Source organism: Pseudomonas sp. JDS28PS106 (genome assembly GCF_036706555.1).
In the GTDB taxonomy this organism is placed as follows: domain Bacteria; phylum Pseudomonadota; class Gammaproteobacteria; order Pseudomonadales; family Pseudomonadaceae; genus Aquipseudomonas.
Genome location: NZ_JBAJGT010000007.1, coordinates 25,230 through 37,589, shown reverse-complemented (window position 1 = coordinate 37,589; position 12,360 = coordinate 25,230). Strand labels below are relative to the sequence as shown.

Here is a 12,360-nt window from a genome sequence, read left to right as displayed (position 1 = left end):
GGTAGAGGCTGAACGACCGAAAAGGAAGTTGCCTACACAGGCTAATGACCGTTCCCACGTGTGGCATGAGAACGGCCATAGCCCTTGGTCGCGTCAGGACGACAGGTAGGACGAGCGGGTCAGGCCCAGGCGCAGAGCGTCCAGGTAGTAGGTGCGCTCGCGCGGGGTGATCTTCGCGCTGGCGACCTTGTCCCGGTAATGGGTCATCAGTTCCTCGGGCGACAAGTGCACATAGCGCAGCATGTCTTCGATGGTGTCGTGGGTTTCGATACCGGCGTGGTACACGCTGCCATCCTGGTTCTGGTAGATGTTCACCGAATCGGTGTCACCGAACAGGTTGTGCATGTCACCGAGAATTTCCTGATAGGCCCCGACCAGGAAGATACCCAGCAGGTAGTCTTCGCCTTGATTGAGCGCGTGTACCGGCAGGCTGGTTTCGATGCTCTGCTCGTCGACGTACTGCTTGATCTTGCCGTCCGAGTCGCAGGTCAGATCCTGCAGCACGGCACGGCGCAAAGGCTCTTCGTCGAGGCGATGCAGTGGCAGGATCGGCAGTACCTGACCGATCGCCCAGGTATCCGGCAGGCTCTGGAACACCGAGAAGTTGCAGATGTATTTGTCGGCCAGCTTGTCGTTGAGTTCGTCCAGCACCTGGCGATGCGAGCGCTGGCGAGCCTTGAGCGAGTTGTGCAGCCGGCGGCAGACCGCGAAGTAGCACTGCTCGCCCAACGCCTTCTGCGCCAGGGAAATCTTGCCGTCGGCATACTGGGCGGCGATGTCGCTCATGTAGTGCGTGGCGCGCCAGTAGGTTTCGGTGACCATCTCGATATCGGTCGGGCCGAGCAGGTCCACCATCCATTGCAAGGTTTCGGGCAGGCTTTCCTTATCTGTGACTTCGGGCACTTCGTCGTTGTGCTTCTCGACGTCGGTGACCTGCACCACCAGCATGGCGTGGTGGGCGGTCAGCGAGCGACCGCTCTCGGAGAAAATGTGCGGATGCGGCAGGCCCTGCGCGTCGCAGAATTCCTTGAGCATGCCGACCACGACACCGGCGTAATCGTCCATGTCGTAGTTGATCGAACTGGCGTTGCGCGAGTGAGTACCGTCATAGTCGACGCCCAGGCCGCCGCCGACGTCGATGTGATCGACCGGAAGGTCCAGGTTGCGCAGCTCGCCGTAGTAGCGGATCGCTTCCTTGAAGCCGTGCTGGTAGTCGGCCAGGTTGGCGATCTGCGAACCCATGTGGAAGTGCAGCAGGCGAATGCCCTGGTCCAGACCGGCCTTGCGGAAACGGTCGACCACCGACAGCAGCTGCGCGGCGGACAGACCGAACTTGGATTTTTCGCCACCGGTGTCGGCCCATTTGCTCGACGCCAGCGACGACAGGCGCACCCGCAGGCCGACCTGAGGCGCCACCTTGAGTTCGGCAGCTTCTTCGATCACCAGTTCGACTTCGGATTCCTTCTCGATCACGATGAAAACGTTGTGACCCAGCTTCTGGCCCATCAGCGCCAGACGGATGAACTCGCGGTCCTTGTAACCGTTGCAGACGATGGTGCCACCCTTGGGCGCCAGCGCCAGCACCGCCATCAGCTCAGGCTTGGAGCCGGCTTCCAGGCCGATGGAAACGTTCTGGGTGGCGATGATGTTTTCCACCACCGCTTCCTGCTGGTTGACCTTGATCGGGTAGAGCGCGGTGTACTTGTTCTGGTATTCCTGGCGCGCGATGTTGCTGTCGAACGCGCCGGTCAACTGGCGTACGCGGTCTTGCAGGATATCGGGGAAGCGCACCAGCAGCGGCAGCGACAGGCCGCTCTTGCGCAGTTGCTCGACCTGCTCGAAGAGGTCGATGGGCGAGCTGTCCGGACCGTTGGGGCGGACTTCAACGCGGCCGGCTTCGTTGATCGCGAAATAACCGGCGCCCCAGTGACGGATACCATAAACGCTGCGGCTGTCGGCCACTGTCCATTGGCTGCCGTCATCTTTGCGTGTGCGTCGTGCGGACATCGAGGTCCCCTTCTGAAAGTCTTGAAGCGCCAGCCCGAATTCGGCTGGACGCAGTGTAGAGAGTGGAAATGACGAATTTGTTCGCCGTCGCCGACGGCGGGTCGTCAACCGCCGGACTTTTTGGCCTTGAAACCTTTTTTGCTCAGCTCGGCCAGCAACAGCTCGACGTGGTCGCCCTGGATCTCGATGACGCCGTCCTTGAGCGCTCCGCCGGTGCCGCAACGCTGCTTGAGCGCCTTGGCCAGGTCCTTGAGGTCGTCTTCGGCGAGCGGCACGCCGGTAATGGTGGTGACGGTCTTGCCGCCACGCCCCTTGCTCTCGCGGCGAACGCGCGCGATACCATCACCTTCGGGAATCCTGGTCTGCTTGCAGGTGCAGGCATCGACCGGCTGACGGCATTCGGGGCAGTGACGCCCGGCATCGGTGGAAAACACCAGGCCGCCCAATGCGGCGAAGGAAGCGGCTTTCTTGGCCACGGGAAATCCTCTTGTTGAGGACTGATGAGAGTCCGGCTCAATACTGAACCGCGACTGCGAAGCCCCACTCTGGCAGGGGCGGCGCTACTGTTTGAAAAGGTCGCGCAGTTTAACGACAAAAACCGGAATTGCTAAGGGGCCGAATGCGGCAATTTACTGAGCATTTGCGACCTGTTTCAGGTAGCCGTTCAACGCCACCACAGAGTCGGGGCAGTAGGGGGTTTCGAGAGCGTGGCGCAAGACTTCCTCGATGGGGAGAAATCGCGCTTCGAGGACTTCTTCGGGCTGCAGACACAGCGGGTCGTCGGACACGGCGGAGAACACCGCGCACCAGGCCCGGTTGCCGGGCTCATCGAAGAAGAACCGTTGATGGGTTCGCAGCGGTACGCCACGGATGCCCAGTTCTTCTTCCAGCTCACGCGTTGCCGATTCCTCGTAGCTTTCCTCGGCCTGGACCATTCCGCCGGCGGCCACGTCCCAATAGCCGGGGTAGATGGCTTTGCTCAGGGTGCGACGATGCACACACAGTTCACCCGCGCTGTTGAACAGCAGAATATAGGCGGCGCGCCCGATCAGATTGCGCTCGCGCAGTTCGGCGCGGGGCAGCGAGCCGAGCAGCCGGTCCTGTTCGTCGACCCAGGCGATTCGTTCGGCATCGGAAGCCGCGCGATGCGCGGCCTCGTTCTGGGAGATAGCCATCAGCCTTGCGACAGCAACTGACGAAGATCGATGACCGCGGCGTTGGCGCGGGAAATGTAGTTCGCCATTACCAGCGAGTGGTTGGCGAACACGCCGAAGGCACTGCCGTTGAGGATCATCGGACTCCACAGCGGCTCCTGGGACGCCTCCAGCTCACGGATGATCTGGCGAACGCTGACCGTCGCGTTCTTCTTGGCCAGCACATCAGCGAAGTCGACTTCAATGGCGCGCAGCAAATGCGACAAGGCCCATGCCTGACCGCGTGCTTCGTAGAAGACGTTGTCGATCTGCAACCATGGCGTCTCGACGATTTCTTCATCCACCTGCGGGACTTCGCCCGGCTTGACCGATTCCACCGCTTCGGTTTTCAGCGTGCTGTTGAGTTTGACCCGGCCGACGCTGGCCGACAGACGCTGCGACAGCGAACCCAGGCGCGTGCCCACGTCGCCCAGCCAGTTGTTGAGGTTGTCGGCGCGGGCGTAGAACAGCGCGGTTTTCTGGTTAGGATCGGACAGCCGGGCCTGATAGCGACTCAGCGCGTTGATGGCCTCGGTGTACTGCGATTCGCTGGAAGGCAGCACCCAGCTGCGGTTGTCGAAGTTGAACAGCGGTTCAGCGCGCGCCAGATCACCGTCTTCGGCCGATTGCGACTGGGAGCGGGCGAAATCCTTGCGCAAGGCGCGGCTCAGGTCGCGCAGCTGGACCAGCACGCCGTATTCCCAGCTGGGTATGTTGTCTAGCCACAGGCCGGGCGGCATGCGGTCGTTGGACAGATAGCCGCCACGCTTGTCGAGCAGCGTGCGGGTCACGCTCTTGAGGGTTTCCACCGTGGTGTAGCCGATGACGATCTGCTTGCCTTCGCGCTCGGCGGCCGCCTGCGCGTTCTGCTGGACCGGAAACAGCGCCGGCTCCTTGCTCCAGTACCAGCCGATCACCAGGGTGACCAGCAGGTAGATCAGGATCAAGGCGCCCAATGCCCGACTGTAGAAAAGATTGCCCAGATAACCGCGTCTTCTGGTCGACGAAGTGTCAGCGGTGCGCTCACCCGCGCTGCCTGCGCGGTTCTTCCAATCCAGCATGGTAGAGGTCCTTTCGGTCTTGAGTGGGATGCTTCACGTGGCGTTCGACAGCAACCATACCGCAATGTGCGTTTTTGCGGGGAGCTTGCGGGCCGAACGCCATCGAACGGTTGTCAATTAAATGACTTACGGCACTCTCAGGAAACGATGGGAGGTGGTAGCATAGAGCCACTAGCTGCCTCGCTATGCCACGTCCTCAGTAGCCCGCCCATGACCCAAGCCGTAGACCCCAGTCGCGATCGACTCAAGCAGCACTTTGCCCAACGGGTCATCCATCAGGCACGCCAGATTCTGGAAGCCTGGCAACGGCTGCAGAAATCCGAGTGGTCAGCGAGCGATCTGGTCGAGCTGAAAGAGGCGACAGTCAAGCTGATGCGCTTTGCCGAGCGTTTCGAGCAGCCTGAGCATTTCGCCCTGGCGGAGCAATTGAGCCAGGCGCTGGACAGCATCGAAATCAATCAGGGTCGCCTGACCAGCTCTGTCATCACTGAACTCAATGGTGTGATGCAACGCCTGTCGCGAACCGGATTGCGGCAGGGCGACACGCTGGAGCAGATTTCCCTGCCGCCACTGCGCAAACCCGTCTATGTGGTGCTTCAGGATCATGAGCGGGCCGAACGGCTGGCAAAGCAACTGGAGTTCTTCGGTTTGTCGGCGCTGTCGCTGACAGACGTCGCGGAGTTTCATGCGGCCATGCAACAGCGCCATCCGGCGGCAATCATCATGGATGTCGATTTTTCCGGCGCCGGTCAGGGGCTGGCGCTCGCGGCACAGATCCAGCAGGGGCTTGACCAGAGACTGCCGCTGCTGTTCTTCAGCCTTCACGAAGCCGACACCCCCATGCGGCTGGCGGCGGTGCGTGCCGGGGGCGAAGAATTTCTGACCGGTGCGCTGGAAGCGTCGAGCCTGCTGGAAAAGATCGAAGTGTTGACCTGCGTGGCGCAATACGAGCCGTTCAAGGTGCTGATCATCGACGACTCCCGCTCCCAGGCGACCCATACCGAACGCGTTCTCAACGCGGCCGGCATCGTGACCCGGACCTTGCTCGATCCAATCCGCACCATGGCTGAACTGGCGGAATTCCAGCCGGACCTCATTATTCTCGACATGTACATGCCCGGCTGCACGGGCACTGAACTGGCGAAAGTCATCCGCCATAACGACCGTTATGTCAGCGTGCCGATCATCTATCTGTCGGCCGAGGACGATCAGGACAAGCAGCTCGACGCCATGAGCGAAGGCGGTGATGACTTCCTGACCAAGCCGATCAAGCCACGGCACCTGATCACGACCGTGCGCAATCGGGCGGCGCGTGCTCGCAGTCTCAAGTCCCGCATGATTCGTGACAGCCTGACCGGTCTGTATAACCACACCCACATTCTGCAACTGCTCGAAGACTGCAGTTTCCGCGCGCGTCGCCAGGGCAAGCCGCTGTGCTTCGCCATGCTGGATATCGATCATTTCAAGAAGATCAACGACAGCCACGGGCACCCCATGGGGGACCGGGTGATCAAGAGCATGGCGCTGTTCCTGCGCCAGCGCCTGCGCAAGACCGACTTCATCGGACGTTACGGCGGCGAAGAATTCGCCATCGTGATGCCGGACACCACCCTCGAACGCGCGCACGACGTGCTCGAAGAGATTCGTCACCGGTTCGCCGAAATCCAGTACCCCGCCCAGCCAGTTGACCTGTTGTGCACCTTCAGCGCCGGCATCGTCGCACTGGGACCCGATGACGACAGCCTGAGCCTCGCCTCCCAGGCCGACAGCATGCTCTACCGCGCCAAGCGTGAAGGGCGCAATCAAGTGCAATCGGAGCTGACCAGCAGGAGCCAGCTCGCTGGCGATAGAGACACCGCAACACATTAACCCGTTGGCTTCTGTGGGAGGGACCTTGGTCGCGACAGCCATTGCGGTGTGACTGACACACCACATCGCCTGCATCGCCAGCAAGCTGGCTCCCACGGACAGGAGGCGTGCCGGCTGTAGGCGGATAGAGACCCGGCCTTCTTGTAGGAGCCAGCTTGCTGGCGATAGGGACGCCGCGGTACATCAGTCACACCGCGTTGTCCGCATCGCCAGCAAGACGGATCGCCGCCCGCTGGCTCCCACGGAATCTCAGCGCGGCGGATACTGCTCTAGAATCTTCGCCACGACGGTGCGCATGACGCTGTCGCGTTCGGCCGGGTTGTCGGGGTTGCTGCCGAGCACGCGTTCGGTGCTGCCACGCCAGACCAGCTTGCCGTCCCTGGCGTCGAACAGGTCGATCTGCAGGGTCGAGACCTTGTAATCCACATTGCGGGTCTCGGTGGTCATTGGCGCGCCCCAATACCCGTAACCACCCCAGGGACCCCAGCCCCCTCCATAATTGGAACTGACCATCTGCTGGCGGTTTTCGACGATCAGCCAGGCCTGGACCTTCAGATCGCCTGCGGCACCGGCCGGCGCCTGGCGCAGGCCGCGCTGGTCGAGCTGTTCATTGATGGCCTGGCGGATGCGTTGTTCGGTCAGGTCGCTCTTGAAGCGTGGATCATCCGGCTGGTACTGCACCGCCGGCTCCTTCCAGCTCCAGCTGCGGTAGCCGGCGAAATCCCGCTGGGCATCGAAGTCACGGTCGATGTGATAGCTCTGGCAGGCCCCCAGCAGGAAGGTGAGTGATAACACGAGCAAATGACGGAACATGGCAGTTCTCCGGAGGAATCAAGAAGGCGGGTACGCGTTCAAAGCCTGTTGCACGGCCTGGCGCAGGGCCTTGCCGCGATCCGATTGCTTGTCACCGCTCGATGCATCGGCGCTGGCGCTCCATACAGGCTGGCCGCTGCGCGCATCGATCAGCTCGATCTGGACGACCATGACCTGTACTTGATAGGTGCGCACGATCGGGACGCTGGCATAACCGCCATAACCGTAGCCGTGGCGCCCGTAGCCGCCATAGCCCAGCGAGCTGCCGTAATAGGGATCGTAATAATCATCGTAGTCCCGCACCTGACGCAGACGGGTTTCCTGACGCATCGCCGCGCGAACGTAGACGTCCGCCGGCTGGTTGGCCCGCGCCGGGCGCAGGCCCCGCTGGTCCAGGCCATTGCTCACGGCCTCGGCGACCTGCGCGGAATCCATCCAGGCCGTGCCCGCAGGTAACTGGCCATTGAGCCACGCCCAGCTGCGATAGCGGCCGTAGTCTCGCGGCGCAGCGGGATAGGCGCTCATGTCCAGCGTGTTCGCGGCCTGCGCCGGGGCCGCTGGCAGCGGTCTGGATTGGGCGACGTATGGGTTGTCGCTCTGGCAGGCGCTCAAGGTGAAGACGAAGGCGAGCAAGGCGAGGCAGCGTTTCATGATGCTCTCCGCAAGGTGTCAGACCGGACGGCAGATCCAGTGCAGGTAACGACCCAGACCGGCGAAAGCCGGGTGGCGACGATGGGCCAGTTCCATCTCCACCAGCGCATCCAGCTCGGCACGAGCCTGAAACTCGACCGGCATGTAATCGTGGAACACCCGTACGCCGCTCTGGGTTTCGACCCGCCACGATCCTTCAAGTTGCGTCGCCAGTTCCCGTGGATCGAGCGGCTGCTGGGGCGTCAGGCTCTGTTTCTCGCCGGCCAGATCGTTCTTGCGCATCTTGCGAAAGTGGCCCTTGAGCAGATTGCGATAAATCAGCGCGTCGCGGTTATAGAACGCCAGGGACAGCCAGCCGTCGTCGGCGGTCAGGCGACGCAGTACCGGCAGAATCGCATGCGGCTCGGCCAGCCATTCCAGCACGGCGTGACACAGCACCAGATCGTAGGTCTGGTCGAGCAGTTCGGGCAGTTCCTGCCAGGGCGCGAGCATGAAGGTCGCCTCGCGGCCTGCCTCGGCGAAGCGCTGGCGGGCGCCGTCGAGCATGGGTTGCGCCGGTTCGGCAAGCGTTACCTGATGGCCTTGTTCCGCCAGCCACAGCGACATGTGTCCAAGCCCCGCGCCGATATCGAGTACCCGCAACGGGCGGTCGGGCAGGGCTTCGGCCAGGTCGGTCTGAAGCACAGCAAGACGGATCGCGCCCTTGGCGCCCCCGTAGATTTTTTCCGCGAAGCGGGTCGCCAGCTGATCGAAATGACGGTCGCTCACTTGGCGAATCTCCGTTCGCTGTCCGCGAGCTTGCTGCGCACGATCTCTTCCATATCCAGTCCAAGTTCGCTGCACAACAGCAGAAGATAAAGCACGATGTCGCCCACTTCCTGGCCGGCATGGGCCAGTTTCTCGGGCGACAGCGCACGGGACTCGTCCTCGCGCAGCCACTGGAAGATTTCTACCAGTTCGGCCATCTCTACGCTGGCTGCCATGGCAAGGTTCTTGGGACTGTGAAACTGTTTCCAGTCATTCTCATCGCGAATGCGATGCAGGCGTCGGGTCAATTCGTCGAGGTTCATCTTGCTCTCCTGAAGGGGCATAGCTTCAGGGGGAACGAGACGCCAGGCAAGCGGGTTTTCACCCCCAGCGTTGCGGGCTCATTCCGCCGCCGGATACCAGCGGCCGGTCATGTGCAGCAGGTCCGGCTCGCCCTCGACGCGCAACTGGCCGTGGGAACCCGCGGCGCTGGCGGACAGCACCGCATGGGCCGGCAAGCGCACCGGTTTGTGGAAGTCGACGGCGATTTCCACGTTGGAAGCCGGCAAATGATCGTCCAGCGCCGCCAGCGTGCGGGCTTTAAGCCACATGCCATGGGCGATGGCCTTGGGGAAGCCGAACAGCCGGGCGCTGGCCGCGCTCAAGTGGATCGGATTGTAATCGCCGGACACCCGGGCGTACTGGCGCCCGATATCGCCCGGGATTTCCCAGCGCGTCAGTTCGTCGACCGCCAAGGCTTCGGGATGCGACGCTTCGAACGCCGGTCCTTCCAGTTGCACACCCTTGCACAGCATGGTGCTTTCCTCTTCCCAGAGCAGCCCCAGCCCGTCCTCGACCTGCGTATTGAGGCTGAAGGTCGCGCCCTTGGCATGGGCCTGCAAACCGGTGGCCTGCACCCCGACATAAAGCTGGGTGATGCCGCCCAGTGGCCGGTGAATGCGGATGCGGTTGGCAATGTGGATCAGGCCCAGCAACGGAAAGGGGAAGTCCTTGGCGGTCATCAACTGCATCTGGAGCGGAAACGCCAGCACATGGGGAAAGGTCGGCGGCAGCAGACTGGCCTCCTTGAAACCGCAGATTCTACGGTACTGCGCCAGCTTGTCGGTGTCCACCGACACCCAGCTGCGCAGCCCGGTCTGAGGCAGGTCGGTGCCTGTGACCTTGCGCCGCAATGCCGCCTGGATGAACAGGTTCGACAAGGGTTGTAGCGAGTCCAGGTAACGCCAGTGAGCAGTCATCATCCGTCTCCTTCCACTCGTCCGGGGTCAGGCCCCGATCACGCTTTGTCCACACACCCGCAGCACCTGGCCGGTAATCGCGCCGCTGCCGGGCTGGCTGAACCATGCCACGGCTTCCGCCACGTCCTGGGGCAGCCCGCCCTGGCCCAGCGAACTCATGCGGCGTCCTGCTTCGCGCAGGGTGAAGGGCATCTCGGCGGTCATCCGCGTTTCGATGAAGCCTGGCGCCACGGCATTGATCGTCATGCCGCGCGATTGCAGCGCAGGCGCGAGCGCGCGGGCGAAACCGATCAGGCCGGCCTTGCTGGTGGTGTAGTTGGTCTGGCCGCGATTGCCGGCCAGCCCGCTGATCGACGCCATCAGCACGATCCTGGCGTTGTCGTTGAGCGTGCCGTTATCCAGCAGCGCCTGGGTGAGCACCTGTGGAGCGTTGAGGTTGACCGCCAGCACGGTGTCCCAGAAATCCTCGGGCATGTTCGCCAGGGTCTTGTCCCGCGTGATGCCGGCGTTGTGCACCAGAATGTCGATGCCTCCTGACACCTGCTCGCGCAACTGGCTGGCGGCATCCTCGGCGCAGATGTCCAGGGTCAGTGCCCGCCCGCCCAGCCGGGCGGCCAGGGCTTCGAGGTCCTGCGCGGCCTGAGGCACGTCGAGCAGAATGACTTCAGCACCGTCGCGGGTCAGGGTTTCTGCGATAGACGCGCCGATGCCTCGCGCCGCGCCAGTGACTAGCGCTTTCTGCCCGGCCAGCGGGCGCGTCCAGTCCTGCACATGGGTGGGGTAGGGCGTCAGGCGAATGACCTGCCCTGAAATGAACGCGCTTTTCGGCGACAGCAGAAAGCGCAACGCGCCCTCGAGCTGAGTTTCGGCACCTGCGTCCACCTGCAGAAGCTGGACGGTGCCGCCGTTGCGCATTTCCTTGGCCAGCGAACGGCTGAAGCCTTCGATCGCCTGCTGCGTGCTGGCGGCCAGCGGATCGTCGAGGTTGGCCGGCGCGTGACCGAGAATCACAATGTGCGCGCTGGGCTCCAGACTGCGCAGCAGCGGCTGGAAGAAGTCGCGCAATTGCTTGAGCTGCTCGGTGCGCAGCAGCGTACTGGCGTCGAAGACGACGGCCTTGAGTTTCGGGCCCTGATTGGCGACCCAGATGGTTGCGCCGGGCATTTCGCTGCCGAAGCTATAGAGCGAATCGGTCAAGCGCTGGGCAAACAGCCTGACCTGGTCGGCCAGAGGTCCGGCGCTGATCAGCAGAGTGCCTTCGACGGGTCGCAGACGTCCGGCCTGCCAGCGTTCCAGGCGCGTCGGGCTCGGCAGCCCGACGGCTTTCACCAGGCGACGTCCCATGTCGGAGTTGGCGAAATCGATATAGCGATCAGACGGCATGGAACAGGCTCCCGGGTCGAGGTTCAAACAAGTGGACCACACCGGAGCGAGGTTTGTTCTTGGCTGGCTACGCTGTTCATCCATCCGCTTGAGAAAAGGGAATGTCCCATGACACGAGTCGCCATCGTCGGCGGTAACCGCATCCCGTTTGCCCGCTCCAATGGACCTTATGCCACTGCCAGCAATCAGGAAATGCTGACGGCGGCGCTCGAAGGCCTGATCGAGCGTTTCAATCTGCACGGCCTGCGCATGGGCGAAGTGGCGGCGGGCGCGGTGCTCAAGCACTCGCGGGATTTCAACCTGACCCGGGAATGCGTGCTCGGCTCGCGGCTCAGCGCGCAGACGCCGGCCTACGATATTCAGCAAGCCTGCGGCACCGGGCTTGAGGCGGCACTGTTGATTGCCAACAAGATCGCTCTGGGCCAGATCGACTGCGGCATTGCGGGTGGTGTGGATACCACGTCGGACGCGCCCATCGGCATCAATGAAGAGCTGCGCCATGTCCTGTTGCAGGTCAATCGCACCAAGAGCATGGCCGACAAGGCTCGCGCGCTGTTGCGACTGCGGCCGGGCAATCTCAAACCCGAGCTGCCACGCAACGGAGAGCCGCGCACCGGCCTATCGATGGGGCAGCACTGCGAATTGATGGCCCAGCATTGGCATATCCCACGCGCGGAGCAGGATCAGCTGGCGCTGGAAAGCCATCGGAAGATGGCTGCGGCTTATGCCGAGGGCTGGCACACCGACCTGATCACCCCCTATCTGGGCCTGACCCGCGACAACAACCTGCGCCCGGATCTTTCGCTGGAGAAGCTCGCGGCCCTGAAACCGGCGTTCGAGCGCAGCGACAAAGGCACGCTCACCGCCGGCAATTCCACGCCCCTGACCGACGGCGCGTCCGTGGTCCTGCTGGCGAGCGAGGACTGGGCCAAGGCACGCGGCCTGCCGATTCTCGCGTACTGGCGCGACGGCGAAGCGGCGGCGGTGGATTTCCTACGCGGGGAAGAGGGTCTGCTTATGGCGCCGGCCTATGCCGTGCCCCGGCTGCTGGCGCGCAACGGGCTGAGTCTTCAGGATTTCGATTATTACGAAATCCACGAAGCCTTCGCCGCGCAGGTCCTGTGCACCCTCAAGGCCTGGGAAGACCCGGATTATTGCCGGGATCGGCTGGGACTCGCCGCGCCACTGGGCGCCATCGAGCGCGACCGGATCAACGTCAAGGGCAGTTCGCTGGCTGCCGGCCACCCGTTCGCGGCAACCGGCGGCCGCATCGTCGCCAACCTTGCCAAGCTGCTGGACGCGGCCGGACAAGGACGCGGTCTCATTTCCATCTGCGCCGCTGGCGGACAGGGCGTAACGGCGATCCTGGAGCGCTGA

Annotated in this window: 12 protein-coding genes; 2 read left to right on the top strand and 10 right to left on the bottom strand. The window is 63.0% G+C overall.

The window, feature by feature from the left end:
• Positions 1-93: 93 nt before the first annotated feature.
• The 4 genes from speA to TRP66_RS13500 form a co-directional block, all read right to left on the bottom strand.
• Positions 94-2,007 (bottom strand): arginine decarboxylase, encoded by a 1,914-nt coding sequence (gene speA / locus TRP66_RS13515; protein WP_333403048.1) that lies wholly within the window; start codon positions 2,005-2,007, stop codon positions 94-96.
• Positions 2,008-2,111: 104 nt separating this feature from the next.
• A complete protein-coding gene (locus TRP66_RS13510; RefSeq protein WP_333403046.1) occupies positions 2,112-2,483 on the bottom strand; it encodes a translation initiation factor Sui1 in 372 nt (123 codons plus the stop codon).
• A gap of 153 nt (positions 2,484-2,636) precedes the next feature.
• On the bottom strand, positions 2,637-3,182 hold the full coding sequence (locus tag TRP66_RS13505; RefSeq protein ID WP_333403044.1) for an NUDIX hydrolase: 546 nt from the start codon (positions 3,180-3,182) through the stop codon (positions 2,637-2,639).
• A complete protein-coding gene (locus TRP66_RS13500; protein WP_333403042.1) occupies positions 3,182-4,261 on the bottom strand; it encodes a DUF2333 family protein in 1,080 nt (359 codons plus the stop codon). The genes TRP66_RS13505 and TRP66_RS13500 overlap by 1 nt, the downstream gene beginning before the upstream one ends.
• Positions 4,262-4,471: 210 nt before the next feature.
• Here TRP66_RS13500 and TRP66_RS13495 point away from each other — a divergent pair, with 210 nt between their 5' ends.
• Complete coding sequence (locus TRP66_RS13495) at positions 4,472-6,130, top strand: diguanylate cyclase (protein ID WP_333403040.1); 1,659 nt, start codon at positions 4,472-4,474, stop codon at positions 6,128-6,130.
• Positions 6,131-6,379: 249 nt separating this feature from the next.
• Here the strand turns inward: TRP66_RS13495 and TRP66_RS13490 are convergent, their stop codons facing one another.
• From TRP66_RS13490 to TRP66_RS13465, 6 genes are all read right to left on the bottom strand, one after another.
• On the bottom strand, positions 6,380-6,943 hold the full coding sequence (locus tag TRP66_RS13490; protein ID WP_333403038.1) for a DUF4136 domain-containing protein: 564 nt from the start codon (positions 6,941-6,943) through the stop codon (positions 6,380-6,382).
• A gap of 18 nt (positions 6,944-6,961) precedes the next feature.
• Entirely contained in the window at positions 6,962-7,594 is a 633-nt protein-coding gene (locus TRP66_RS13485) for a DUF4136 domain-containing protein (RefSeq protein WP_333403036.1), read from the bottom strand.
• A gap of 18 nt (positions 7,595-7,612) precedes the next feature.
• On the bottom strand, positions 7,613-8,362 hold the full coding sequence (locus TRP66_RS13480; protein ID WP_333403034.1) for a methyltransferase domain-containing protein: 750 nt from the start codon (positions 8,360-8,362) through the stop codon (positions 7,613-7,615).
• Complete coding sequence (locus TRP66_RS13475) at positions 8,359-8,664, bottom strand: MazG-like family protein (protein ID WP_333403031.1); 306 nt, start codon at positions 8,662-8,664, stop codon at positions 8,359-8,361. The genes TRP66_RS13480 and TRP66_RS13475 overlap by 4 nt, the downstream gene beginning before the upstream one ends.
• A gap of 78 nt (positions 8,665-8,742) precedes the next feature.
• Positions 8,743-9,600, bottom strand: a complete 858-nt coding sequence (locus tag TRP66_RS13470; protein WP_333403029.1) for a MaoC family dehydratase — start codon at positions 9,598-9,600, stop codon at positions 8,743-8,745.
• A 27-nt stretch (positions 9,601-9,627) separates the two neighbouring features.
• Complete coding sequence (locus TRP66_RS13465; protein WP_333403028.1) at positions 9,628-10,983, bottom strand: 3-oxoacyl-ACP reductase; 1,356 nt, start codon at positions 10,981-10,983, stop codon at positions 9,628-9,630.
• Positions 10,984-11,091: 108 nt separating this feature from the next.
• Here TRP66_RS13465 and TRP66_RS13460 point away from each other — a divergent pair, with 108 nt between their 5' ends.
• Complete coding sequence (locus TRP66_RS13460) at positions 11,092-12,360, top strand: acetyl-CoA C-acetyltransferase (RefSeq protein WP_333403026.1); 1,269 nt, start codon at positions 11,092-11,094, stop codon at positions 12,358-12,360.

Coding starts and splice junctions, on each gene's coding strand:
- TRP66_RS13500 (WP_333403042.1), bottom strand. CDS start 4,261: ATGCTGGATTGGAAGAACCGCGCAGGCAGCGCGGGTGAGCGCACCGCT.
- TRP66_RS13490 (WP_333403038.1), bottom strand. CDS start 6,943: ATGTTCCGTCATTTGCTCGTGTTATCACTCACCTTCCTGCTGGGGGCC.
- TRP66_RS13475 (WP_333403031.1), bottom strand. CDS start 8,664: ATGAACCTCGACGAATTGACCCGACGCCTGCATCGCATTCGCGATGAG.
- TRP66_RS13485 (WP_333403036.1), bottom strand. CDS start 7,594: ATGAAACGCTGCCTCGCCTTGCTCGCCTTCGTCTTCACCTTGAGCGCC.
- TRP66_RS13495 (WP_333403040.1), top strand. CDS start 4,472: ATGACCCAAGCCGTAGACCCCAGTCGCGATCGACTCAAGCAGCACTTT.
- TRP66_RS13470 (WP_333403029.1), bottom strand. CDS start 9,600: ATGACTGCTCACTGGCGTTACCTGGACTCGCTACAACCCTTGTCGAAC.
- TRP66_RS13460 (WP_333403026.1), top strand. CDS start 11,092: ATGACACGAGTCGCCATCGTCGGCGGTAACCGCATCCCGTTTGCCCGC.
- speA (WP_333403048.1), bottom strand. CDS start 2,007: ATGTCCGCACGACGCACACGCAAAGATGACGGCAGCCAATGGACAGTG.
- TRP66_RS13505 (WP_333403044.1), bottom strand. CDS start 3,182: ATGGCTATCTCCCAGAACGAGGCCGCGCATCGCGCGGCTTCCGATGCC.
- TRP66_RS13465 (WP_333403028.1), bottom strand. CDS start 10,983: ATGCCGTCTGATCGCTATATCGATTTCGCCAACTCCGACATGGGACGT.